Source organism: Fodinibacter luteus, from assembly GCF_039541575.1.
Classification (GTDB): Bacteria; Actinomycetota; Actinomycetes; order Actinomycetales; family Dermatophilaceae; genus Fodinibacter; species Fodinibacter luteus.
The window spans coordinates 14,310-38,859 of the sequence record NZ_BAABGM010000002.1 but is presented as its reverse complement, the minus strand read 5'-3'; the positions used below and the strand labels follow the sequence as shown (position 1 = coordinate 38,859).

Annotated in this window: 20 protein-coding genes; 13 read left to right on the top strand and 7 right to left on the bottom strand. The window is 72.1% G+C overall.

All coding sequences use genetic code 11. The annotated features are described in order from the left end of the window. Nucleotides 1-42 precede the first annotated feature (42 nt). Nucleotides 43-1,671 (bottom strand): acyl-CoA carboxylase subunit beta, encoded by a 1,629-nt coding sequence (locus tag ABD899_RS02020; RefSeq protein WP_345201731.1) that lies wholly within the window; start codon nt 1,669-1,671, stop codon nt 43-45. 23 nt (nt 1,672-1,694) lie between these two features. Between ABD899_RS02020 and ABD899_RS02015 the strand changes: the two genes are divergently transcribed. Genes ABD899_RS02015 through ABD899_RS02000 form a run of 4 tightly spaced genes read left to right on the top strand, consistent with a single transcriptional unit; the run spans nt 1,695 to nt 5,326 of the window. After that, on the top strand, nt 1,695-2,462 hold the full coding sequence (locus ABD899_RS02015) for a biotin--[acetyl-CoA-carboxylase] ligase (RefSeq protein ID WP_345201730.1): 768 nt from the start codon (nt 1,695-1,697) through the stop codon (nt 2,460-2,462). 15 nt (nt 2,463-2,477) lie between these two features. Beyond that, nucleotides 2,478-3,599 carry an adenylate/guanylate cyclase domain-containing protein gene (locus tag ABD899_RS02010; protein WP_345201727.1) on the top strand — a complete coding sequence of 374 codons (1,122 nt, stop codon included), beginning with the start codon at nt 2,478-2,480 and terminating at the stop codon, nt 3,597-3,599. Between the two features lie 13 nt (nt 3,600-3,612). Continuing rightward, nucleotides 3,613-4,287, top strand: coding sequence for a response regulator transcription factor (locus ABD899_RS02005; RefSeq protein WP_345201725.1), 675 nt, complete (start codon nt 3,613-3,615; stop codon nt 4,285-4,287). 7 nt (nt 4,288-4,294) lie between these two features. Continuing rightward, nucleotides 4,295-5,326, top strand: coding sequence for a sensor histidine kinase (locus ABD899_RS02000; RefSeq protein ID WP_345201723.1), 1,032 nt, complete (start codon nt 4,295-4,297; stop codon nt 5,324-5,326). 59 nt (nt 5,327-5,385) lie between these two features. Here ABD899_RS02000 and ABD899_RS01995 read toward each other — a convergent pair whose 3' ends face one another. Then, nucleotides 5,386-5,862 carry a GtrA family protein gene (locus ABD899_RS01995; RefSeq protein ID WP_345201721.1) on the bottom strand — a complete coding sequence of 159 codons (477 nt, stop codon included), beginning with the start codon at nt 5,860-5,862 and terminating at the stop codon, nt 5,386-5,388. Nucleotides 5,863-5,901: 39 nt separating this feature from the next. Here ABD899_RS01995 and ABD899_RS01990 point away from each other — a divergent pair, with 39 nt between their 5' ends. Next, nucleotides 5,902-7,086 (top strand): 5-(carboxyamino)imidazole ribonucleotide synthase, encoded by a 1,185-nt coding sequence (locus tag ABD899_RS01990; protein ID WP_345201720.1) that lies wholly within the window; start codon nt 5,902-5,904, stop codon nt 7,084-7,086. Between the two features lie 41 nt (nt 7,087-7,127). After that, nucleotides 7,128-7,619 (top strand): 5-(carboxyamino)imidazole ribonucleotide mutase, encoded by a 492-nt coding sequence (gene purE, locus ABD899_RS01985; RefSeq protein ID WP_345201924.1) that lies wholly within the window; start codon nt 7,128-7,130, stop codon nt 7,617-7,619. A gap of 99 nt (nt 7,620-7,718) precedes the next feature. On the opposite strand, the gene ABD899_RS01980 is transcribed toward purE, so the two are convergent. Further along, entirely contained in the window at nt 7,719-8,171 is a 453-nt protein-coding gene (locus ABD899_RS01980; RefSeq protein WP_345201718.1) for a CoA-binding protein, read from the bottom strand. A gap of 119 nt (nt 8,172-8,290) precedes the next feature. Next, on the bottom strand, nt 8,291-9,463 hold the full coding sequence (locus tag ABD899_RS01975) for a nucleotide sugar dehydrogenase (RefSeq protein ID WP_345201717.1): 1,173 nt from the start codon (nt 9,461-9,463) through the stop codon (nt 8,291-8,293). Between the two features lie 149 nt (nt 9,464-9,612). Between ABD899_RS01975 and ABD899_RS01970 the strand changes: the two genes are divergently transcribed. Further along, entirely contained in the window at nt 9,613-10,674 is a 1,062-nt protein-coding gene (locus ABD899_RS01970) for an LLM class F420-dependent oxidoreductase (RefSeq protein WP_345201715.1), read from the top strand. Nucleotides 10,675-10,870: 196 nt separating this feature from the next. Next, complete coding sequence (locus ABD899_RS01965; protein ID WP_345201714.1) at nt 10,871-12,037, top strand: acyl-CoA dehydrogenase family protein; 1,167 nt, start codon at nt 10,871-10,873, stop codon at nt 12,035-12,037. 144 nt (nt 12,038-12,181) lie between these two features. Here ABD899_RS01965 and ABD899_RS01960 read toward each other — a convergent pair whose 3' ends face one another. Beyond that, nucleotides 12,182-13,708, bottom strand: coding sequence for an LCP family protein (locus ABD899_RS01960; RefSeq protein ID WP_345201712.1), 1,527 nt, complete (start codon nt 13,706-13,708; stop codon nt 12,182-12,184). Nucleotides 13,709-13,877: 169 nt separating this feature from the next. Further along, nucleotides 13,878-15,218, bottom strand: a complete 1,341-nt coding sequence (locus ABD899_RS01955; protein WP_345201711.1) for an LCP family protein — start codon at nt 15,216-15,218, stop codon at nt 13,878-13,880. Between the two features lie 144 nt (nt 15,219-15,362). Between ABD899_RS01955 and ABD899_RS01950 the strand changes: the two genes are divergently transcribed. Next, nucleotides 15,363-16,919 carry an LCP family protein gene (locus ABD899_RS01950; protein ID WP_345201709.1) on the top strand — a complete coding sequence of 519 codons (1,557 nt, stop codon included), beginning with the start codon at nt 15,363-15,365 and terminating at the stop codon, nt 16,917-16,919. On the opposite strand, the gene ABD899_RS01945 is transcribed toward ABD899_RS01950, so the two are convergent. Further along, on the bottom strand, nt 16,916-18,937 hold the full coding sequence (locus tag ABD899_RS01945; RefSeq protein WP_345201708.1) for a DUF6541 family protein: 2,022 nt from the start codon (nt 18,935-18,937) through the stop codon (nt 16,916-16,918). The genes ABD899_RS01950 and ABD899_RS01945 overlap by 4 nt on opposite strands. A gap of 114 nt (nt 18,938-19,051) precedes the next feature. Here ABD899_RS01945 and ABD899_RS01940 point away from each other — a divergent pair, with 114 nt between their 5' ends. The 4 genes from ABD899_RS01940 (at nt 19,052) to ABD899_RS01925 (ending at nt 24,509) form a co-directional block, all read left to right on the top strand. Further along, nucleotides 19,052-21,646, top strand: a complete 2,595-nt coding sequence (locus ABD899_RS01940; protein ID WP_345201706.1) for a CDP-glycerol glycerophosphotransferase family protein — start codon at nt 19,052-19,054, stop codon at nt 21,644-21,646. Beyond that, nucleotides 21,643-22,860, top strand: coding sequence for a LicD family protein (locus tag ABD899_RS01935; protein WP_345201703.1), 1,218 nt, complete (start codon nt 21,643-21,645; stop codon nt 22,858-22,860). The genes ABD899_RS01940 and ABD899_RS01935 overlap by 4 nt, the downstream gene beginning before the upstream one ends. Before the next feature lie 100 nt (nt 22,861-22,960). After that, nucleotides 22,961-23,755, top strand: coding sequence for an ABC transporter permease (locus ABD899_RS01930; protein ID WP_345201702.1), 795 nt, complete (start codon nt 22,961-22,963; stop codon nt 23,753-23,755). A 4-nt stretch (nt 23,756-23,759) separates the two neighbouring features. Beyond that, nucleotides 23,760-24,509 (top strand): ABC transporter ATP-binding protein, encoded by a 750-nt coding sequence (locus ABD899_RS01925; protein WP_345201700.1) that lies wholly within the window; start codon nt 23,760-23,762, stop codon nt 24,507-24,509. Nucleotides 24,510-24,550: the final 41 nt, after the last annotated feature.

The following is a 24,550-nucleotide window of genomic DNA, read 5'->3' as shown; positions in this document are numbered from 1 at the left end:
GCCCCGCCCCCGTCGGAGCCGGACCCGGAGCTGCTGGGCGCGTCACAGCGGGATGTTGCCGTGCTTCTTGGGCGGGAGCGACGCGCGCTTGGAGCGCAGCGCCCGCAGGGCCTTCGTGACGTTCATCCGGGTGTTCGACGGGGAGATGACGGTGTCGATGTAGCCACGCTCGGCGGCGATGTAGGGGTTGGCGAGGGCGTCCTCGTACTGCTTGATGAACTGCGCCCGGGCCTGCTCGACCGAGTCGCCCTTCTCGGCGGCCTTCGCGAGCTCCTTGCGGTAGAGGATGTTGACCGCGCCCTGGGCACCCATGACCGCGATCTGCGCCGTCGGCCACGCGAGGTTGATGTCGGCGCCGAGGTGCTTGGACCCCATGACGTCGTAGGCGCCGCCGTAGGCCTTGCGGGTGATGACGGTGACCATCGGCACGGTGGCCTCGGAGTAGGCGTAGATGAGCTTGGCGCCACGGCGGATGATGCCGTCCCACTCCTGGTCGGTGCCGGGCAGGAAGCCGGGCACGTCGACGAAGGTGAGGATCGGCACGTTGAACGCGTCGCACGTGCGCACGAACCGGGCGGCCTTCTCGGATGCGTCGATGTCGAGGGTGCCGGCGAACTGCATCGGGTTGTTCGCGACGATCCCCACCGAGCGGCCCTCGACCCGCCCGAACCCGCAGATGATGTTCGGCGCGAAGAGCGGGTGCACCTCGAGGAACTCGCCCTCGTCGAGGACCCGGGTGAAGACCTCGTGCATGTCGTAGGGCACGTTGGGGCTGTCCGGGATGATCGTGTCGAGGAACAGGTCGTCCTCGGTGACCTCGAGGTCGTTCTCGTCGCCGAAGACGGGCGGGTCCTCCATGTTGTTGCTCGGCAGGTACGACAGCAGCGCCTTGACGTACTCGACGGCGTCGTCCTCGTCGGTGCCCATGTAGTGCGCCACGCCCGACTTCGTGTTGTGGGTGCGCGCCCCACCGAGCTCCTCGAAGCCGACGTCCTCGCCGGTGACGGTCTTGATGACGTCGGGCCCGGTGATGAACATGTGCGAGGTCTGGTCGACCATGACGGTGAAGTCGGTGACGGCCGGGGAGTAGACCGCCCCACCGGCGCAGGGGCCCATGATGAGCGAGATCTGCGGGATGACGCCCGACGCGTGGACGTTGCGGCGGAAGATCTCGCCGTACAGGCCGAGCGAGACGACGCCCTCCTGGATGCGCGCCCCGCCCGAGTCGTTGAGCCCCACCACTGGGCAGCCGACCCTCATCGCGAAGTCCATGACCTTGGTGATCTTCTCGCCGAAGACCTCCCCGAGCGACCCGCCGAACACGGTGAAGTCCTGGGCGAAGACGGCGACGGTGCGCCCGTCGACGGTGCCGTAGCCGGTGACGACGCCGTCACCGTAGGGCCGGTTCCGGTCCTGGCCGAACGCGACCGAGCGGTGGCGCGCGTACTTGTCCATCTCGACGAACGAGCCCTCGTCGAGCAGCAGGTCGAGACGCTCGCGGGCCGTCTTCTTCCCGCGGGCGTGCTGCTTCTCCACGGCGCGCTCGGACCCGGCCCCCGCCACCTCGGCCACCCGGCGCCTGAGGTCGGCGAGCTTGCCGGCGGTCGTCGTGGTGTCGATGTCCTTCGGGACGTCGGTGCCGCCGATGGACGTGGTGTCGCTCTTGGACATGGCCCGAGCCTAGCCTTGCCGTCGTGAGCGACGCTGCCCTCCCCCGACCACTCACCGAGCAATCCGTCACACCCGGCGATCCGTGGCTCCCGGTGGAGCTGTTCGAGCGCCTCGGGTCGACGAACGACGAGGTGCGCCGCCTCCCCGTGCCCTGGCGCGTCGTCGTCGCCCAACGGCAGGATGCCGGGCGCGGGCGGCTCGGCCGGTCGTGGACGACGACCCCGGGAACCGGTCTCGCGGTGTCCGTCCTCGTACCCGCACCGGCCTCCGGGGCCTCGTGGGTGCCGCTGCTCGCCGGACTCGCCGTGCACCGGGCCGTCGAGGAGGTCGCGGGGGTCGCGACGTCCCTCAAGTGGCCGAACGACGTCCTCGTGCCGGGCGACGGCGACCGCAAGCTCGCCGGGCTCCTCTGCGAGTGGATCCCGGAGGGGGTGGTCGTCGGGCTCGGCCTCAACGTCGACACCGCCCGCGCCGACCTCCCCCTCGGCACCGCGACCTCCCTGCGGGCCGCCGGCGCTCCCGGCACCGACCGCGCGGCCCTGCTCACCGCCGTCCTCGTCCACCTGGCCGCGCTCCTGCGTGACGACACCGGGCCGGGCGGCGCCGTGCAGGCCGCCTACAGCGCGGCGTGCGGCACGCTCGGACGGGAGGTCGAGGTCCACGAACCCGGCGGGACGGTGCGCTCCGGGGTTGCCACAGGGGTCGACGGAGCGGGCAGACTGACGGTTCGGACGGAGAACGGCACGGATGCCGTGTCGGCCGGGGACGTCGTGCACGTCAGGTCGCGATGAGAGGAGGCGGGTCGGATGCCCTCGATGGACGCCGCCCTCCCGCTCGACGCGGACCTCCACGGTGACCCGCGCGAACACGCCTCGACCGACCCCGACGACCTCCCCGGCCGCATCGAGCGGCGCCTGCTCGGGCGACCGGCATCCATGGGTCGGCGCGAGGTGTCGCAGGGCGCCGGGGTCGAGCCGGCGACGGCGCGGCGGTTCTGGCACGCGATGGGCTTCCAGAACGTCGAGGACGACGAGGCGATGTTCACCGAGGCCGACCTCGAGGCGCTGCGCCGGGTGGCGACGCTCATCCGCGAGGACCACGTCAGCGAGGAGCTCGCCCTCGGGATGACCCGCGCCTTCGCCCGGACCGCCGACCGGCTCGCCGTGTGGCAGACCCAGCTCGTCGCCGAGTCGCTGACCTCGCCGTTCTCCGAGGAGCTCGAGGGGCGCGACAGCCGCTCGGTGCCGGAACCGCGGATCGCGTCCGACGCGGCCGAGCTGCTCGCGCGGATCTGCGACGACGTCGAGCCGCTCCTCGTCTACGTGTGGCGCCGGCACCTGACGAACGCGATCGCCCGCATGCTCGCCGACGCCGACCCGGCCGTGCACTCCGACCCGTCTGCGCCGATCCGCGTCGTCGGGTTCGCCGACCTCGTGTCCTTCACCTCGTTCGTCCGCCGGATGAGCGAGCGGCAGCTCGCGCGGCTCGTCCAGCGCTTCGAGCTGCTCGCGAGCGATGTCATCACCGAGCACGGGGGCCGGGTCATCAAGACGGTGGGCGACGAGGTGCTCTTCGTGCACACCGACGCGGCGCCGGCATCCGCCATCGCGCTCGACCTCGTCGACGCCATGGCCGAGGACGAGCTGCTGCCCCCCGTGCGGGTCGGACTCGCCCACGGGCGCGTCGTGTCCCGGCTCGGCGACGTGTTCGGGATGACCGTCAACAAGGCGAGCCGGATCACCGCCGTGACGCCTTCGGGGCACGTCTACGTCGACGACGACATGGCGCGCGTGCTCGGCTCGGTGTCGGGCTTCAGCGCCACCGAGCGCCGCCGCCGGATGCTGCGCGGTATCGGGGTCGTCACCCTCCACGAGCTGCAGCGCGCGCCGGGTGGGCGTGGCCCCACGGCGCGCGACGGCGCCCCGTGACTACCATCGAGCCATGACCAAGGTGCTGCTCGCGGAGGACGACCCCGCGATCTCCGACCCGTTGGCCCGCGCCCTGCGGCGCGAGGGCTACGAGGTCGACGTCTGCACCGACGGCGAGGCCGCGCTCGAGCAGGCCCTGCTCCAGCCCGACCTGCTCGTGCTCGACCTCGGGCTGCCGAAGATCGACGGCCTCGAGGTGTGCCGCCGGCTGCGGCAGGAGGGCAGCACCGTGCCGGTGCTCGTGCTCACGGCCCGCGCCGACGAGGTCGACACCGTGGTGGGGCTCGACGCGGGCGCCGACGACTACGTGACGAAGCCGTTCCGGCTCGCCGAGCTGCTCGCCCGCACCCGGGCGCTGCTGCGGCGCGGCGTCGTCGAGCCCCCGGCGCCCGAGGCCCTCGTCCGGATCGACAACGAGGGTCGTCGGGTCTTCCTGCGCGGGCAGGAGGTGCAGCTGACCGGCAAGGAGTTCGAGCTGCTCAAGGTGCTCGTCGCCAACGACGGCAAGGTCGTCTCCCGCGAGAAGCTCATGCGCGACGTCTGGGACAGCGCGTGGTACGGGTCGACGAAGACGCTCGACATGCACATCTCGGTGCTGCGCAGGAAGCTCGGCGACGACGCCGCGCACCCGAGCTACATCACGACCATCCGTGGGGTCGGGTTCCGCTTCGACGCCCCGGAGGAGTGAGCCGCGAGTGCGCCGTCTGCTCGTCGTGACGGCCGCCCAGGCGGTCGCCACCACGGCCGTGCTCGTCGCCCTGGTCGTCGGGGCCCTCCTGCTGTGGCCCGGCAACCCGGTGGGCGGACTCGCGGGGGGTGCGGCGGGCGGTGACGGTGACGGCACGGCATCCGGCGCGGTGCTCCTCACCCTGGCCGGCGCGGTCGCCATGGCCGCCGCCGTCGCGATGGCGCTCGTCGTGTGGGTCGCCGACCGCCGGGCGGCCCGCGTGGCGCACTTCCTCGCGACCCTCGGCGAGCGCGCCGAGCGCCTCGCGCCCGGCGACCCGCGTCCGGTGCCGCTGCACTCCGGCATCGAGGAGGTCGACCGCCTCGACGCGGCCCTCGCGCGCGGCGCGCAGCAGGGGGCCCGGCGGCTCGCGTCCGAGCGCGACTTCGCCGCCGACGCCTCGCACCAGCTGCGCACCCCGCTCACGGCGCTGCTCATGCGGCTCGAGGAGATCGCGAGCACCGACGACCTCGACGTCGTCGAGGAGGAGGCGACGATCGCCATCGGCCAGGTCGAACGGCTGAGCAAGGTCGTCGACGACCTCATGAGCCGCACCCGCAGCGGCGTCGACGCGAACCCCGCGGTGTCGCTCGACTCGGTGCTCGCGGCGCTGCAGCGCGAGTGGGAGCCGCCCTACGCCGCGGCCCGGCGCAGCATCCACGTGAGCGGCGAGCGCGGGCTCGGGGTGCGTGCGACGCCGGTGGCGCTCGCGCAGATCCTCACGACGATGCTCGAGAACTCGCTGACCCACGGCGGGGGCACCGTCGAGATCTCGGCGCGGCGGGCCGGCCCGTCGGTCGTCATCGAGGTGAGCGACGAGGGGGAGGGCGTCCCGGCCGCGATCGCCCCCCACATCTTCGAGCGCTCGGTGTCCTCCTCGGGCAGCGGGCTCGGGCTCTCGCTCGCGCGCGACCTCGCCGAGGCCGCCGGTGGCCGGCTCGAGCTCGTGCGCGCCAAGCCGCTGCTCTTCGCGCTGTTCCTGTCGTCGAGCGAGGTCTGAGGCGGCGCTGGGTCGAGGGGACACACCGCGGTGCGGTGTGCCCGGGGGGCGACCAGCCGCTACAGGAGCTCGCCGGCGAACACGAACCGGCGGTAGGCCCAGAACCGGAACAGCGTCCCGAGCCCGATGCCGACGACCGTCGCGATGTTGTCGGCGAGGGTCGAGGTGAACCCGAGGCCGTAGTGCGAGACGGCGAGGGTCGCCGTCGCGATGCCCAGGGCCACGAGGTTGACGGCGAAGAAGAGGGCGACCTCGTGGTGGGCGGGGCGGCTGCGCCGGTGGCGGAAGGTCCACTGCCGGTTGCCGACCCACGCGAAGAGCGTCGCGACGAGACCGGAGATGATCTTGGCGGTCGTGACGCGGTCCTCGAGCACGGTGTGCCACAGCAGGTTGGCCAGGCCGAGGTCGATGACGAACGCGAGGGCGCCGACGACGCCGAACTTGATCATCTCGCGGTAGATGACGTCGAGCGCCCCGCGCGCGGCGTCCAGCAGGCGCGCGGGGCCGCGCGTCGGTGGAGGGGCGGTCGTGGGCACCAATGAAGCCTACACACGCGCGGTCGCTATCCTCGCCGGGTGACCAGCCCACGTCGCGCGCCCGGAGGCTTCCCCGTCGTCGGCATCATCGGCGGTGGACAGCTGGCCCGGATGTGCGCCGGCCCCGCGGCCGAGCTGGGGGTCACGCTCAGCGTGCTCGCCGAGGCGGACGACGCCAGCGCGGCCCTCGTCGTGCCGAGCTCGCCCGTCGGCGACCACACCGAGGCCGAGGAGGTCCACGCGTTCGCGCAGCACTGCGACGTCGTGACCTTCGACCACGAGCACGTTCCGCCGCACGTCCTCGACCTCCTCGTCGCGGAGGGGGTCGAGCTGCACCCGCACCCGGCGGCGCTGCGCTTCGCCCAGGACAAGCTCGCCATGCGCGAGCGACTCACCGGGCTCGGCGTCCCCTGCCCGCGCTGGGTGCGCACCGACACCGCCGCCGACGTCACGGCGTTCGGGGATGCCGTCGGCTGGCCGGTCGTCGCGAAGACCCCCCGAGGTGGCTACGACGGCAAGGGGGTGAGGGTCGTGGCGGATGCCGGTGAGCTCACCGCCTGGCTCGAGCGCGCGGCATCCGAGGGCTCCGGCCTGCTCCTCGAGGAGCGCGTGTCCTTCCGCCGCGAGCTCGCCGTGCTCGTCGCGCGCAGCCCGTCCGGCCAGGCGGCCGCGTGGCCGGTCGTCGAGACCGTGCAGACCGACGGCATCTGCACCGAGGTCATCGCCCCGGCGCCCGGGCTGGATGCCGGCCTGTCGGCGGACGCCGTGCACGCGGCGCTGCGCGTGGCCGGCGAGCTCGACGTCACCGGGGTGCTCGCCGTCGAGCTCTTCGAGGTCGAGGCGGTCGACGGCCGGGCGTCCTTCGTCGTCAACGAGCTCGCGATGCGCCCCCACAACTCCGGGCACTGGTCGATGGACGGCGCCGTGACCGGGCAGTTCGAGCAGCACCTGCGGGCCGTGCTCGACCTCCCCCTCGGGTCGCCGCGCCCCCACGACCGGTGGACGGTCATGGCCAACGTCCTCGGCGGCGAGCTGCCCGACCTGTACCCCGCGTACCGGCACGTCATGGCGCGCGACCCGGAGGCCAAGGTGCACATGTACGGCAAGGGCGTGCGGCCGGGTCGCAAGATCGGGCACGTCAACATCTCCGGCGACGACCTCGCCGACCTGCGCGAGCGGGCGGCGCACGCGGCGGGCTACATCCAGGGAGTGGTGACCGAGTGAGCAGGCACGCACAGGCGGGGATGCCGGTCGTCGGCGTCGTCATGGGATCGGACTCGGACTGGCCGGTCATGCAGGCGGCGGTGCACGCCCTCGACGACTTCGGTGTCACGTGCGAGGTCGACGTCGTCTCGGCGCACCGGATGCCCGAGGAGATGGTGGCCTACGGGCGAAGCGCGGAGGAGCGCGGGCTGCGCGTCCTCGTCGCGGGGGCTGGGGGAGCGGCGCACCTGCCGGGCATGCTCGCGTCGGTGACCTCGCTGCCGGTCATCGGCGTCCCGGTGCCGCTCGCCCACCTCGACGGGCTCGACTCGCTGCTGTCGATCGTGCAGATGCCGGGCGGCGTGCCCGTCGCGACGGTGTCGGTCGGCGGCGCACGCAACGCGGGCCTGCTCGCGGTGCGCATCCTCGGGGCGGGGGAGGGCGAGGAGGCGGCCCGGTTGCGGGCGGCGATGGCCGAGTTCCGGGCCGGCCTGCGCGACGAGGCCCACGCCAAGGGGGCGACCCTGCGCGAGCGCCACGCGGCCGGCACCTGACCCCCGGAACGGCACCCCAGCTCCCGCGAACGTGGGTGGAGATCGTCGGCTGGACGGAGGTCTTCACCCACGTTCGCGGGGGACAGGGGGCGGGGGTGGCTAGCGCTGCATGCCCTCGTGCCTGAGCCGAGGCCACTCGATCTTGGGGCAGGTGTCCATGACGACGGCGATGCCGGCCGCACGGGCCCGCTCGGCCGCCTCCTCGTCGACGACGCCGAGCTGCATCCAGACGGCGTCGATCCCCAGGCGCTCGCGCTGCTCGATGGCGTCGTCGACGACGGCGCCGACGTGCTGGGAGTTGACGAAGCAGTCGACGACCTTGACGTTGCCGTCCGGGACGTCCGCGAGGGACGCGTACCCCTGGGCGCCGTGCACCGTCTCGGCCCTCGGGTGGATCGGGACGATCGGCTTCCCGAGCTCGATGTGCAGCCAGCGCGAGATGCGGTGGGCCGTGCGGGCGCGGTTCGTCGAGAGCCCGACGACGGCCCAGACGCCCGGGTCCATGAGGAGAGCGCGGATGAGGTCGGGGTCGTTCTGGTGCTGCAGGCCCATGCCGTCATCCTGCCCCCGACAGTGCCGCCGCAAACGGGGGAGGCGTCGACGACACGCCGTGGATGCCGCGCCGGGATGCCGTGGCGGCCGGCGCGGCCTCCTTCGGGGCCGGCGACGGCTCAGTCGCTGCCGAACAGGTCGCGGGTGTAGACCTTGTCGGCGACGTCCTGCAGCTCGTCGACGAGCCGGTTCGCGACGATGAGGTCGCTGCGGCGCTTGAGCTCGTCGAGGTCGCGCACGACCTCCGAGCCGTAGAACCGGTCGTCGTCGAGCTCGGGTTCGTAGACGAGCACCTCGACCCCCTTGGCCTTGACCCGCTTCATGACGCCCTGGACGCTGCTCGAGCGGAAGTTGTCCGAGCCGGCCTTCATGATGAGGCGGTGGATGCCGACGACCCGCGGCCCGCGGGCCACGATGTCGGTCGCCACGTAGTCCTTGCGGGTCGTGTTCGCCGCGACGATGGCGCTGATGAGCGTCTGCGGCACGTCGGCGTAGTTCGCGAGCAGCTGCTTGGTGTCCTTGGGCAGGCAGTAGCCGCCGTAGCCGAACGACGGGTTGTTGTAGTGGCCGCCGATGCGGGGGTCGAGCCCGACCCCCTCGATGATCTGGCGGGTGTCGAGTCCGTGGGTCGCGGCGTAGGTGTCGAGCTCGTTGAAGAACGCGACGCGCATCGCGAGGTAGGTGTTGGCGAAGAGCTTGATCGCCTCGGCCTCGGTGCTGTCGGTGAGGAGCACCGGCACGTCGTCGTCGAGGGCGGCCTCGGCGAGCAGGGTCGCGAACTCCTGACCGCGAGGTCCCCGGTCGCCGACGATGATCCGCGACGGGTGGAGATTGTCGTGGAGGGCGCGGCCCTCGCGCAGGAACTCCGGCGAGAAGACGACGTGGTCGGTGCCGAGCCGCTGGCGCAGCCCCGCGGTGAAGCCCACCGGGATCGTCGACTTGATGACGACGGTCGCGTCGGGGTTGGTCGCCACGACGTCCCCGGCGACCTGCTCGACGCTGCTCGTGTCGAAGTAGTTCGTGCGCTCGTCGTAGTTCGTCGGGGTCGCGACGACGACGATGTCGGCACGGGAGTACGCCTCGTGCCGGTCGCCGGTCACGCTGAGGCGCAGGTCGTGCGTGGCGAGGCGCTGCTCGATGTCCGGGTCCGAGATCGGGCTGCGCCGCTGGCGGATGAGCTCGAGCCGTCCCTCGTCGATGTCGTAGGCGACGACGTCGTGGTGCTCGGCGAGGAGGACGGCGATGGACAGGCCCACGTAGGACGTCCCGACGACACAGATGGTTCGGCTCACGCGGCCCAACGATACGGGGAGTTGCGCCACGCCTCGCCTCGGAGTTGGGTGGTGGGTGCGGACCCCCGCCTCACGGCCACCACGCGGGTGGCACGATCGGGGCCCCGGGTGGCAGCGACGCCTCGACCCGGTCCACCGAGAGGACTCCCATGAAGTTCGGACTGTTCATCCCCCAGGGCTGGCGCCAGGACCTCGTCGGCATCGACCCCGCGCAGCACTGGGGCGTCATGGCCGGCCTGGCCCGGCGCGCCGACGGCAACGCCGACTGGAGCTCGATCTGGGTCTACGACCACCTCCACACGACGCCGCGGCCGGTCGAGGAGGCGACGCACGAGGCGTGGTCGCTCCTGGCCGCCTTCGCGGGTGTCACCGGGCGGGTCCGGCTCGGCCAGATGTGCACGTGCATGGGCTACCGCAACCCGGCGTACCTCGCGAAGGTCGCTGCCACCGTCGACGTCATCTCCGAGGGGCGGCTCGAGATGGGCATCGGCGCCGGCTGGTACGAGCACGAGTGGCGTGCCTACGGCTACGGCTTCCCGTCCGCCGGCGAGCGCCTCGAGGCGCTGCGCGAGGGCGTCGAGATCATGCGCCGGATGTGGACGACCGGGTACGGCACGTATGCCGGGAAGCACTACTCCGTCGACGGCGCCATGTGCTTCCCCCGCCCCCTGCAGGGGGACGCGGTCGCCGGCAGCCCGCGCAACGGCATCCCGATGTGGGTCGCCGGCGGCGGCGAGCGCAAGACGCTGCGCATCGCCGCCGAGTACGCCGACTACACGAACTTCTCCGGGATGCCGGACGAGTTCAGCGCCAAGAGCGAGGTGCTGCGGGGCCACTGTGCCGACATCGGTCGGGAGTTCGACGAGATCGTGCGCAGCGCCAACTTCAACGTCGTCATCGGCCGTGACGAGGCCGAGGTGCAGGAGCGGCTCGGGTGGATCCGGGACCACTACACCTCCGCGGGCCTTCCGGAGCGGGTCGTCGAGTCGACCGTGCGCTCGTTCGCCACCGGCCCGCTCGTCGGCACGCCGGAGCAGGTCGTCGAGGCGCTCGCCGACCTGCAGGCGCGGGGGATGACCTACGCCATCACGTACTTCGTCGAGCAGGCCTACGACCTGTCCGGGGTCGAGCTGTTCGAGCAGGCCGTCATCCCGGCGTTCGTCGAGCGCGAGCAGCACAGCGGGATGTGGCACTTCATGCACGGGCGGTGAGGCGGGCGGTGCGCGTCGCGCCGACGAGGCGAACGCCCGTCGCGCCCGACGTGGGCGACGCCCGTCGCGCCCGACGCCCATGACGCCGGACGTGGGCGACGCGGGTCGCGGCTGATGTGGGCGACGCCCGTCGCGCCCGACGTGGGCTCGCTCACCCCGGCGGACGGACGGCATACCGGTCAGTAACATGGCTCGTATGAGCGGCAACCCTGACTTCGACACCTACCGGCTCTCCGAGGACCACGAGGCGATCCGCGAGGCCGTGCGTGCCGTCGCCCAGGACAAGATCGCCCCGTGGGCGGCCGCCGTCGACGAAGAGGCCCGCTACCCGCAGGAGGCGCACGACGCACTCGTCGCGAGCGACTTCTTCGCGCCCCACGTGCCGGAGCAGTACGGCGGGGTCGGGGCCGATGCGCTCGCGACGTGCATCGTCATCGAGGAGATCGCCCGGGTGTGCGCGAGCAGCTCGCTCATCCCGTCGGTCAACAAGCTCGGCTCGATGCCGGTCATCCTCGCTGGCAGCGACGAGGTCAAGGCGCGCTACCTGCCGCCGCTGGCCGCGGGTGAGACGACGTTCTCCTACGGGCTGTCCGAGCGCGAGGCGGGCTCCGACACCGCTGCGATGAAGTGCCGGGCGGTGCGCGACGGTGACGACTGGGTGCTCACCGGCCAGAAGTCGTGGATCACCAACGCCGGTGTCTCGCAGTTCTACACGGTGCTCGCCGTGACCGACCCCGACGGTCCGCGGGGCAACAACGTCACGGCGTTCGTCGTGGAGGCGGACGACGAGGGGTTCAGCGTCGGGGAGAAGGAGCGCAAGCTCGGCATCAAGGGCTCCCCGACCCGTGAGCTGATCTTCGAGCGCACCCGCATCCCCGGCGACCGCGTCGTCGGCACCGTGGGGGGCGGCCTCAAGCTCGCGCTCGCGACGCTCGACCACACCCGCGTCACGATCGGGGCGCAGGCCGTCGGCATCGCGCAGGGTGCGCTCGACGAGGCGGTGGCCTACGTCAAGGAGCGCCGGCAGTTCGGCCGGGCGGTGGCCGAGTTCCAGGGCGTGCAGTTCATGCTCGCCGACATGGCGATGGAGCTCGAGGCCGCGCGGCAGATGGTCTACGTCGCCGCGGCGAAGTCCGAGCGTGGCGATGCCGACCTGCCGTTCTTCGGCGCGGCCGCGAAGTGCTTCGCCTCCGACGTCGCGATGAAGGTGACGACGGATGCCGTGCAGCTGCTCGGCGGTGCCGGCTACACGCGCGACTTCCCGCTCGAGCGGATGATGCGCGACGCGAAGATCACCCAGATCTACGAGGGCACCAACCAGGTGCAGCGCATCGTCATGGCGCGCCAGCTGCTCAAGGACTGACCGGACCCGACGGCATCCACCGTCGGCCCGGGCGGCGGCGCACCGCAGGACAGGCAGTACGACCGTCCATGGGCCGGGGCCGTGCTCGGCCTCGCGCCGCGAAACGCCGTACTGCCTGTTGGTGGGTGCGGGCGGGCCGGTGGGTCAGGAGCAGATGTCGGTGTCGGCCTGGCGGGTCTGCACCGTCCCCGGCGCCGGGCTCGACGTGATGCTCGGCGACGGCACCGGCTCGCTCCCGAGGCGGTTCTCCACCTCGACGACCGCCGGTGCGCCCTGGCCGAGCGTGACGCGCACCGTGTCTCCGAGGCCGGTGGCCTTCGCGACCGTCGCGCCCGGGAACGCGGCCGCCGCGGTGCGGGCCGCCTCGGCGTTCTCGCCGCTGTACTCGACGACCACGGGCTCGGTGACCGTCGGGCCGTTCGTCGTCGGCTCGACGACGAAGCCCTGCACCTCGAGCGCCGCCCGGGCCTGGCGTGCCAACCCGGGGGTGCCCGACGCGTTGACGACGTGCACGCTGACCTCGTCCGGTGCGACGCGAAGGGGCGACGGGCTCGGCGAGGGGCTCGCCCCCGGGCGCTGCTTCGCCCCGCCGACCGGCCGGTCCTCGCGCAGCGCGGACCACACCTCGTCGGCCGACGCGGTCCACTGGACGCGGTTCGGGTCCGGTGCGTACTCCTCGTGAGGGACGGTGACGAACCGGATCTCGTCGAGCCCGATCCCCTTGACGCTCGACGCGAGGTCGCGCATCGTGCCGACGCCGAAGTCCGGGTCGGTCGTCAGCGAGCGGGTCGCCGCGTCGAGGAAGGAGTACAGCCGGTTCGGCTGGAGGAGCAGCTGGGTCGACGTGGCCTCCTGCATGACCGAGGACAGGAAGGCCTGCTGGCGCTCGATGCGGCCGAGGTCCGAGCCGTCGCCGACCGACTTGCGCACCCGCACGTACTGCAGGGCCTGGCGGCCGTCGAGCGTGTGGCGTCCCGCGGCGAGCTGCAGGTGGGTCTTCGGGTCGTCGATCGGCTCCGAGGTGCACACCTGGACCCCACCGAGGGCGTCGACCATCTGCTTGAACCCGCGGAAGTCGACGACCGCGTAGTGGTCGACGAACACGCCGGTGTTGCCCTCGAGGGTGCGGATGAGGCACCCGGTGCCGCCCATCCCGTAGTTCGCGTTCCACTGCCGAACGACCCACTCCTCGCGGGGGGCGGTCGCCGAGCACTCCGGTGGGGCGGGCGTCATCGAGTCGCGGGGGATGGAGACGACCGTCGCCGACGTGCGGTCGGCGGAGAGGTGGACGAGCAGGTTGGTGTCGGAGTGCGCGTCACCGGTCGAGCCGTCGTTGTCACCGTAGGCGTCGTTGCCGGCGCCCTCGCGGGTGTCCGACCCGATGAGGAGGATGTTGACGTCACCACCCCCACCGGCCCCGGGCCGGTCGGTGCCGATCCCCGACGAGACGTCGACCCGGTCGATGTTCGCGTTGAGCCGCCACGCCGCGACGACGGAGCCGCCGACCACGACGACGAGCGCCGCCACCGCCCCGAGGACGGCCCAGCGGCGCCACGGCCGGGGCGGGCGCGCGTGGATCTCGCGGCGGGTCATGACCCTCACCTCGCCGGCTCCGGCGTGGCCACCGGGGATGCCGGTGGTGGGGACGAGTCGCTCGTCGTGGCCGGGCAACTCATGCTCCTCGGTCGGGGTCGGGTGTCGGTCGGTGTGTGCGTGTCGGTGCGTCGTCGGTGCGGTTACCGCGACGTGGAGCGTAGCGGTGCGGCCGGCAGGGGTCCGCGGCGAGCGAGCCCCGGGAGGGGCGGATGCAGGGCCGGCCCGGGGGAGGTGGCGCGGGCCGTCATCCGCCGCTCGGCTCCCCGTCGGTGCCCGGCGGGGGCTCGACGATCGGCTCGCCCTCGCGGAGCATCGTGAACAGGTCGGCGGCGCGCGCCTCGTCCCAGATGACCGAGCTGCCCGCGGTCGTCGTCGTGCTCGTCGACGACAGGGGCACGACGAGGCTCAGCGCGTCGTCGGACGAGACCTTCCGCATCGTCGACAGGATGCGGTACGAGTCGAGCAGGGAGGTGTCCTCGCCGACGACGACGCTCGACGCCGCGGTGTGCGTGAACCCCCACCAGCGCCAGGGGATGAGCACCGTCGACGGCGTCGCGGCCTGCTTCATGACCGCGCCGAGGAACTGCCGCTGGCGCTCCGCACGGCCGAGGTCCCCCTTCGGGTCGGAGTAGCGGGCCCGCACGTAGCCGAGCGCGTTCCTGCCGTCGAGGACCTGGCAGCCCTTCGTGAGGTCGATGCCGGCCTTGTCGTCCTGGATGTCGCGCTTGACGCACACCTCGACGCCGCCGAGGCTGTCGACGACGCCCGCGAACCCGCCGAGGCCGATCTCGACGTAGCCGTCGATCGGCAGCCCGGTCGCCTGCTCGAGGGTGGCCGCGAGCAGTCTTGGGCCGCCGATCGCGAACGCGGCGTTGACCTTGTCGCGGCCCTCACCCGGGATGGGCAGGTAGCTGTCGCGGGGCACCGAGACGAGCACCGGCTTCCCGGACCCGCTCGGCACGTGCACGAGGATGATCGAGTCGGTGCGCTTCCCCGAGGCGTTGCCGCCGATGCCGAGGGCCTCGCGCTCCTCGGCGGTGAGGCCCTCGCGGCTGTCGGAGCCGACGAGGAGGTACGTGCTGCCGTCGGCGTCCGCGGGCCGCTCGCCCGTCGGCGTCGTGTCCTCGCGGGTGACCTGGGACCACGCGTGCAGCGGCGTCACGACGACGAAGGCCAGCCACGCGAGGAGCGCCGCGAGCGCCACCCTCGTGACCCGCCGGCCACGGCCGGGCCGGGGCGCCCGGGGCGGTCGCGGGGCACGTGGCGGGCGCGCAGGGGGAGGGCCACCGGCGTGCACCGGGCGACCGAGCTCGTCGTACGCCGTCGCGGCGGCCGGTGCATCGGGGATGCCGTGCACGTCGCCGCCGCCCGTGGCCGGGCGAGACGGGGGAGGCCCCGCCGGCCGCCCGACCGCCTGTGCGGTGGGCCCTGCCGCCCCAGCTCCCGCGCCCGGGGGCGAACCGGTGGCGGCGGGCCCGTCGCCCCGGCTCCGACGGCGCCGCCGGGTGTCGACGACGTAGACGTCGTCGTCGGGCGTGCCGTGGCCGCTCCCCTGGGGGATCGGCCGGGCGTGGTCGTCGTTCATGGTGGTGGTGCGGCTCTCACGGCTGGGGACACGGGTCGGCCCCCAGTCTGCCAACGAAGTCTGGGTTCTCCCTGACCGCGATCTCGCCCACACCCCGGCGCGCCTCGGTCACCGCGGCGTCCGGGGCACCGATACTCACGACCCATGGGACACCAGCGCGGCTCCGCCGTGCTCGAGCGCGGGGCGGCCGAGGCCCCGATCCGGGTCGACACCCGCGCACCGGGCACCACCCGTCGCGACCGCCGCCGCGCCGTGACCCTCCTCGGGCTCACCGTCGTCCTGCCGGGCACGGCGCAGCTGGCCGCGGGCCACCGGTCGCTCGGGCGCTTCGCTCTGCGCGTCTGGCTCGGCGTGGTGGGGGTGGCCGTGCTCGTCGGGCTGCTCGCCCTCGTGAGCCGCACCGCTGCTCTCACCCTGCTGACCCATCGGTGGACGCTCGCCGTGCTGCAGGCCGTGCTGCTCGGCATCGCGGTGCTGTGGGCCGTGCTCCTCGTCGACGCGTGGCGGCTCGGCCGGCCGGACCGCCTGCCCCGCCGCGACCGTCGCGTGCTGCTCGTCTCGCTCCTCGTGCTCCTCCTCGTGCTGCCGGGGGGTGCGGCGTACGCCGGCATGAACGTCGGTGCCGCCCGGGCCGCGATGACGTCCCTGTTCGGCGCGGGTGAGGCCGCGGGCGCCGTCGACGGGCGCTACAACATCCTGCTGCTCGGCGGTGACAGCGGTGCCGGGCGCACCGGGCTGCGGCCCGACAGCATCCAGCTCGCGAGCGTCGACGCCGACACCGGGCGCGCCGTGCTCTTCGGCTTCTCCCGCGAGACCGAGCACATCAGCTTCCGGCCCGGGTCGGTCATGGCAGGGCTCATGCCGCAGGGCTGGACCTGTGGCGACGAGTGCCTGCTCAACGGCCTCTACACGTGGGGGCAGGAGCACGCGAAGGAGTTCCCGCCCGGCACCGACGACCCCGGCCTCGTCGCGACGACCGAGGCGGTCGAGGCCCTGTCCGGGCTGGAGATCCAGTACCACGTGCTCGTCGACCTCAAGGGGTTCCGCAGCCTCGTCGACGCCGTCGGCGGCCTGGACATCACCGTGCAGCGGCGGACACCGATCGGCTCCGAGGCGCAGATCAGGGGCTGGATCGATGCGGGCGAGCGGCACCTCGACGGCCACGACGCGCTCTGGTACGCGCGCAGCCGTGCGAACTCGACGAACTACGAGCGGATGGCCCGCCAGCGGTGCGTCGTCACCGCGATGATCCGCCAGCTCGACCCGCAGACCGTCGTGCTCAACTTCGGCGACATCGCCAAGGCGACCAAGGGCGTCTTCCGCACGAACATCCCGCAGGACGCGCTCGCGAGCCTCGGGGAGCTGGCCGTGAAGACCAAGCAGCAGAAGATCACCTCGGTGAACTTCGTGCCGCCGCTCATCGAGCCGTGGGACTACGACCCCGCGGTCGTCCACGACACCGTCGCCGCGGCCATCGAGCGGTCCGAGGAGGCCGAGGAGGCGAGCGCGGCCGCCCCGGCCACCGCTCCGGACGCCGCGCCGAGCACCGCACCCGGTGCCGCCCCGGCATCCCCGGCGGCGGACGAGGCGGGCGAGGAGGGGGACGGCGACGAGCCGAGGAAGCAGGCCGTCATGGAGCGTCCGGGCAGCGACCCGGACGCCGACACGGCCGACCTCGCGAGCGTCTGCTCGGCGGGTTAGCCGCCAGGGCGGTCGGCGCAGTCCACCATCTCGAAGAGCCGGTAGGGCCCGGCTGCCGACAGCTCCCGCCACGCCGGGGAGTTCGAGACGCGCGCGACCCCCACGTACTGCCGACGGGATCGACTTCCACCCCACAGGAACGGGACGCCGCCGGTGAGTGCGTGCGTGACTCCCTGGTCGAGGGCCGCCTGACACACCGCGGGCTCGTCGCCGACGCGATCCAGTCGTAGCCCGAGGAGCCGCAGCGACGGAGTGGTGTTCGCCTTCTCCGTCGGCCAGAGCATCGTGGTCCCTCCGACGACGTACATGTACGTGCCGCCCTTCCACGGGTCTGCGGCGACGACGGCGTCGTCCGGCAGCTGGGCGGCCAGCTCGTGCAGGGCCGCGAGCTCCTCGGGGTTCGCCCATGATCTCGCGACGCCCGGGTGGAAGTACGGGCGCAGCCACTTCACGTCGCGCCGTACCCACGCCGATGGTGGGATGACGAGGGCGGCGACGACTGCCGCGGCCACGGCCCCCTCCCACGCCCACCCCGGGCTTCGGTGTCGGCCGACGAGGCGAGCCGGGCCGAGGATCGCCGCTGTGGCCGTGAGAGCTGCGGGGAGCACACCCACTGCGGCGATCCGGATGGCGTTGTTGTACCAGGGCCAGGTGAGCAAGCGGGCCGTGGGTGTGTCGACCGCGGTGTTGAGGTAGTAGGCGGTGACGAGCACGGTCAGGCCCAGAAGCACCCACAGGGCCGATCGGAACCACAGGACGATGGCGAGACAGCCGACCAGCACGGTGACCCCGAGCAGGTAGGCAGGGGTCGCGACCCGGGGTGCGAAGCCCGCGACGTCCTGCAGGGCGTCGTGCACGCTCATCTCGGGACCCGGCGCTCCCGTGGCCTTCATGCTCCCCGGTGTGATGATGAGCGACGCCACCACGCCGACCACCAACGCTGACGAGATCACCGTCACCGGTAGTCGTCGCCACGGAGTACCCACCGGGGCGCGGGCTCGGCGGGCAGCCGCCACGAGTGCGGCGGCGGCGAGGAACAGGATGCCCGTGATCACGGCCTGGGGATGGGCCAGTGCCAGGCCGGGGAGGCAGATGGCAGCAGCCAGAAAGCCCCGTCCGACGGGGTCCGTCGATCCGAGATTGGGAGCCAGGCCAGCCGTGACCGTCAGGCCGAGAGCGAGGACGCCGGGCAGGAGGGCCTGGCCGTACAGGTTGGCCCAAAGGACCCCAAAGCCCATGAGCATGAACGGAAACGCCACGAAGAGCACGCTCGTGACAGCTCCCACACCGGCGACCACGGCACCACCGAAGGCAATTCGCGCCACCACGCCCACGCCGAGCGGCCAGATGACGCCGGCCGTCACGAGGACGATGGCGGAGACAGCCACCACCGCCGGTACGTCGGTGAACAGGGCCACCGAGGCCGCCATCGAGTGCAGTCCGATGGGGTACCCGGACGTCACCGGTCCTCGGGCGAACGTCGTGCCGTGCTGATACGAGATGTCACGGTTCTCGGCCATCCACTGGGTGACCCCGAGGTGGAAGATCGTGTCGGGGTGCTGGGGGAACTCCTCCGGTGAGTCCGCCGACCGAGTGAGGACGAACGCCACGATCGAGGCGGCGGCGAGCGTCCCCAGGAGGAGCGCGGTCGCTGACGCCCACGCCGGGCCCTCCCGCTCGGGCCCCGCCGTGCTCGACAGGGACCGGTCACCCTGCGTCCCCGGCCACCATCGCGCCCGGGCAGCACGCAGGCCGAACCAGGCGGCCGCCGCGACCAGCCAGGCGAGCCCGGTGCCGAGGAGGAGCATCGTGGCCGTCCAGGGCCGGTCGAGAGCCGCCGCCACGCTCCCGGCCGCCACGACGATCCCCGTCGACAGGGCCGGGGAGGCCGCTGCCGCCACAGTCGGCCTCAGCCCGATGAGGACGAGCGGCACGAAGCCGGGAAGCAGCAGGAGCGCCAACGCGACGAGGGCGGGAAGCATCGCGTCGGCCCATGCGTGAGTACCCGGGGTCAGCACGGTGCGAGGCTACGCGACGTCGTCATGGGGACCGAAACCCCCGGTAGACTGCGTGCGCCGCCCCCCCAATCCCCGTGCAGGAGTCGCCCCCACATGCCCGAAGGTCGTAGTGCCGTGGACAGCCTCCTCAGACTGCCGCGGCAGGTGCGCAAGGCGATTCGCAACGAGTGGTACCACGCGACCGCCAGGCTGCCGGTCCGCCCCGACGTCGTCCTCTACGAAGCGTTCGGCGGTCGGGGGGTCCTGTGCCATCCCGAAGCTATCTTCCGCGAGCTTCTCGGCGCTGAGGACCTCCAGCACCTCCACCACGTGTGGGTCCTCGGTGAGGACGTCGCGGTCACCGAGCACCTGCGCGAGATCGAGCAGCATCCGAGGGTGTCCTTCGTGCGCCGAGGGAGCTACGCCTACGTCAGGGCGCTGGCCACGTCCGGGTTCCTCGTCAACAACGCCACCTTTCCGGCGGCGTTCGCCAAGCGCGAGGGTCAGGTCTACCTCAACACGTGGCACGGCACACCCCTCAAGAGGATGGGTCACGACGAGCCCGGCGAGACGGCGGCCACCCGCAATGTCCTGCGCAACTTCCTCATGTGCGACTTCGTCCTCTCGAGCAGTCCCTACATGACGAGCACGATGTACGAGTCCGCGTACCGACTGCTCAACATCTACCCCGGGCGCATCATCGAGGAAGGCGGCCCCCGCACCGACCGGCAGGTGCTCGACCGAGGGGCACGGTCGGAGGTCCGCCAGCAGCTCGTGGAAGCCGGCCTCGACCTCGGCACGGGCACCGAGCGGATCGTGCTCTACGCGCCGACGTGGCGCGGGGCGAGCTTCTCCGACGCTGCTGACGATGCCCTCGACCTGCTGACCCGCACACAGCACCTGTCCCGCCTGCTGGGGGCCGGCCACCGGGTGCTGCTCAAGGTGCACCAGCAGGTGTACGACCTGGCCCTGACCCACCCGGAGGCCGCGGGGCAGCTCGTGCCCAACGAGATCCCCGCCAACGCCGTGCTCGCGGTGGTGGACGTTCTCGTCACGGACTTCAGCAGCATCCTGTTCGACGCGCTCGCCACTGATCTTCCCCTCGTCCTGTTCGCCCCGGACCTCACGGAGTATGCCGCGACCCGCGGGTTGTACCTGGCCGAGGACGAGCTGCCCGGCCCGCTCGTCACCGACCTCGAGGCCGCAGCCGAGCGCATCCTCGCCGTGGGATCCGGATCCCAGTTGGACCCGCAGGTCACCCACGCCCTGGTGTACCGGGCCGCGAAGGAGCGGTTCGCAGCCAAGGACGACGGGCTCGCCTCCAAGCGAGTCGTCGACGTCGTCTGGCGGGGCAGGACGCAGGGGCTGTCCGTGTCCCCGGTCCGTTCCGACGGTCGTACGACGGTGCTGATCTACCTCGGCGGACTGAAGTCGAACGGGATCACGACGTCTGCCCTGAACCTCCTGCGCAGTATCGACCACTCCCGGTTCGACGTCACGGCCGTGTACCGGCACTCGGGCCGGGGTGACCGTGCGATCAACGCGGGGCGGATCCCCCCGGAGGTGCGCCGACTGGCGCGTATCGGGCGGTTCACCACGGGTAAGGCCCACCGCCGGAAGCGGCGGCGGCTGCTTCAGCAGGGCGGTGACATGTCGCCGCAGCAGCTGCAGAAGATGCTGGCACTGCTCAATGCCGAGTGGCGGCGTTGCGTCGGGTCGGCGAGGTTCGACCACCTCGTGGACTTCAGCGGGTACTCACCGTTCTGGTCCTTCCTCATGGCAGAGGCCCCCACCTCGCACCGATCCATCTGGCTGCACAACGACCTCAAGGCCGACCAGATGCGAATGGTCGACGGCGCTCGCCCGTTCGAACACCACCTGGGCGCTGTCTTCTCGTCCTATCGCTTCTACGACAACCTGGTCTCCGTCAGTGAGGCGCTGCGCGACATCAACGCCGAGCACCTCGCCGGTTTCGCCCCTGCATCGAAGTTCACCTTCGCGCGGAACACGATCGATGCCCAGGGCATCCTCGCTGCCGCTGCAGGGCACCCCGATGCTGCCCGGGAGTGGCCGGGCGACCACATCCTGGAGCCCATTCCGTCGGCCGACGAGGACGCCGACGAGCTGGTGGCGACTCCGGACGTCCTCGCAGTCCAGCACGACGTGCCCCACCTCCAGGAGGAGATTGCCCGACGCCTCGCCCTGGGCGCCGTGCCGCCCCGATCGTCGCGCACGAGGTTCGTGACGGTGGGGCGGGTGTCACCGGAGAAGAACCATGCCCGCCTCATCCGCGCCTTCGCGGCGCTGCTCGCGCGGCACGCCGACGCCGAGCTCGTGATCATTGGTGACGGGCCGCTCCTCGAAGGGGTCCGTGGCCTGGCGGAGTCCCTCGGCGTGGCGGAGTGTGTCCACTTCACTGGCCTGTTGCACAACCCGTGGGCGCTGATGGCGGACTGCGACGTGTTCGTCATGTCGAGCGACTACGAAGGCCAGCCGATGGTGATCCTCGAGGCCCGGGTGCTCGGGTTGCCTGTGGTTTCGACCGCCTTTGGCTCGGTGGGAGGAGCGATACCACCCGGGTCGGGCTTGGTCGTGGAGAGGTCCGAAGAGGCGCTGACGGAGGGGATGGCGGCGGCCCTGAGGGGAGAAGTGCCCAACCCACCGTTCGACGCCCAGAGGTACAACGACGAGGCGATGGCGGAGTTCTACCGTGCCATCGGGGCGACGTGAAGCTCGCCAAGTCGTACTCGCTCCTCAACTTCCTCAACCGCAGCCACTCGCCGGCCTTCCGGCACGGCGTCGGGGGAGCGGCCTGGGCCGGCACCCTCGCCGTGACCGGCCGCCCGTCGATCGCGCACCTCGTGCGCACGCAGTTCGTCGACGACGAGACGAAGTACGGCTTCCGGCTCGCCGGCTGGGTGCTGCGCCGTGGGTGGCCGGGCATCGAGACGGTGACCGACGACTTCTTCGACTTCACCCTCGGGGCGGAGCCGGCCGACCTCGAGGCCCTCGAGGCGTTCATCGCCCACCGCCGCCGGGCCCTGCCCGAGCACCTGTGGCGCGCCGACGACCTGTTCGTGCGGGCGGCGCGCATCCACGCCCAGCTCGACGCGGGGGCCCGGGACATCGAGGACCTGCGGGCCGACTTCCGGGCCCATGCCGACGCCCTCCTGCCGCTCATCAGCAGCGCCCACGGCGGGCGCCGAGCGGCGACCGGCGAGCGCGAGGGCGACTTCTCCGTCGACGACGCGCGCACGGCCCTCGGCGACCTCGCCGCTGCCCTGCCGGTGCGGCAGTGGCGGTGGTACGTCATCTCGGGCACCTTCCTCGGCGTCGTGCGCGAGGGCGGCTTCCTGGCCCACGACTACGACATCGACGTCGGCGTCACCCACGACCCGGAGCACCCGGAGGTGCTCGACGCGATGGTGCGCGCCCTCGAGAGGGCACCGCGCTTCGTCGTCAAGAAGCTCGACGACGCCCAGACCGTCGTCGAGACGGCACCCGGGCGGTACGCCGTCGAGCGTGCCCCGGCCCTCGTCAAGCTCATCCACGAGAACGGCATCAACGTCGACGTCTTCGTCCACCACCGCGACGGCGACCGGCTCTGGCACGGGTCGTCGATCCACCGGTGGGAGAACAGCGTCTTCGACCTGGCCGAGTACACCCTCGCCGGGGTCGACGTCCTCGGCCCCGCCGACGCCGACCGCTACCTCACCGAGAACTACGGCGACTGGCGCACCCCGGTCACCGAGTTCAACTGCACGACCGGCACCCCGAACCTCGTCATCAGCCGAAGCTTCCGGTCCGTCGCCCTGTTCCTCACCCGGCTCGCGCACTTCGCCCACGGCGACCCGGGCGAGTACGCCAGGCTGCGGGCGACCCTCGTCGCCGACGGAATGGTGCGCGACGAGGACGGCGTGCTCCGCCTCGAGCGCGACATCTGATGCGTGCTCCGGTCCGGGCACGCGGGGTTGCCGTATCCTCGCGACGGCGCGGTGCCCACCGCCGCCCTCGCCCACGTCCCGCCGAATCGAGGTCACCGCGTTGATCAAGCGCATCGCGGCGGTGGCCCGCCGGCGCGAGATCCTGTGGACCCTCGTCCAGCGCGACCTGCGGGTGCGCTACTCCCGCAGCCTCCTCGGGTACGTCTGGACCGTCCTCGACCCGCTGCTCATGGCCTCGGTGTACTTCGTCGTCTTCACCTTCATCTTCAAGGCAGGGCGGGTCGCCGACACCCCGTACTTCCTCTACCTGCTCTCCGGGCTGCTCGCGTGGCAGTGGTTCACGGGGGCGGTCACCGACACGACGAAGAGCCTCATCCAGGAGGCCCGCCTCGTGCGATCCACCAACCTGCCCCGCGAGGTGTGGGTCATCCGCTGCGTCGTCGCCAAGGGCGTCGAGTACGTCCTGTCCCTGCCGATCCTGGTCGGCTTCGTCATCTACTACCTCGCGCGGGGCCGGGTCGACCTCGACTGGGAGCTCGTGTTCTTCCCGCTCGCGCTGGTCCTCCAGTTCCTCCTGCTCGTCGGGCTGGGGCTCCTCCTCGCGCCGGTCACCGTCCTCGCGACCGACATGCAGCGGGTCGTGCGCATCTTCCTGCGGTTCTTCTTCTACCTCTCCCCGGTGCTCTACGGCCTTCAGTCGGTGCCCGACCAGCTGCGCGCCGTGCTCATCCTCAACCCGCTCAACGGGATCCTGTCGCTGTACCGCGGCGGGCTGTTCGAGCGCGGCGTGTCGTGGGTCGACGTCGGCGTCAGCGTCGTGATGTCCCTCCTGCTCGTCGTCCTCGGGTTCTGGGCCTTCTCCAGGCTCGAGCGCTCCGTGCTGAAGGAGATCTGAGCCGATGAGCGTCGTCATCAGCGCCCAGGGCGTCGGCATCGAGTTCTACACCTCCCGCCGTCGCAAGATGCAGGTGCGCGAGCTCCTGTTCCACGGCCGCGCCTCGACCTCGACGGACACCTTCTGGGCACTGCGCGACGTCGGCTTCGACATCCACAGGGGCGAGGCGGTCGGCCTCGTCGGCGGCAACGGCAGCGGCAAGAGCACCCTGCTCAAGGTCATCGCGGGGGTGCTCCTTCCCGACACGGGCACCGTGCGGGTCGACGGCGGTGTGGCGCCCCTCATCGAGCTGACGGGCGGGTTCCGCGGCGAGCTGACCTGCCGCGACAACCTGTGGATCCAGGCCGGCCTCCACGGCCTGTCGAAGGACCAGATCGAGGAGCGGTTCGAGGACATCGTCGACTTCGCCGGGCCGCAGGTGCGTGCCGCCCTCGACCGGCCGTACCGCCACCTGTCGTCGGGGATGCAGGTGCGCCTCGGCTTCGCCGTCATCTCCTCGCTCGACGAGCCGATCTTCCTCGTCGACGAGGTGCTCGCCGTGGGGGACAAGGCGTTCCGCGAGAAGTGCTACACCCGCATGGAGAGCCTGCTGGCCGAGGGGCGCACCCTCTTCCTCGTCTCCCACTCCGAGAAGGACCTCAAGCGGTTCGGCACCCGGGGCCTGTACCTGCGCGCCGGCGAGCTCGTCATGGACGGCCCGATGGACGAGGTGCTCGCCCGCTACAACGAGGACCAGGGGACCACCCGGGCCTGAGACGTGACGACCGAGCGGCCGAGCCGCTCGAGCGGGGGCGC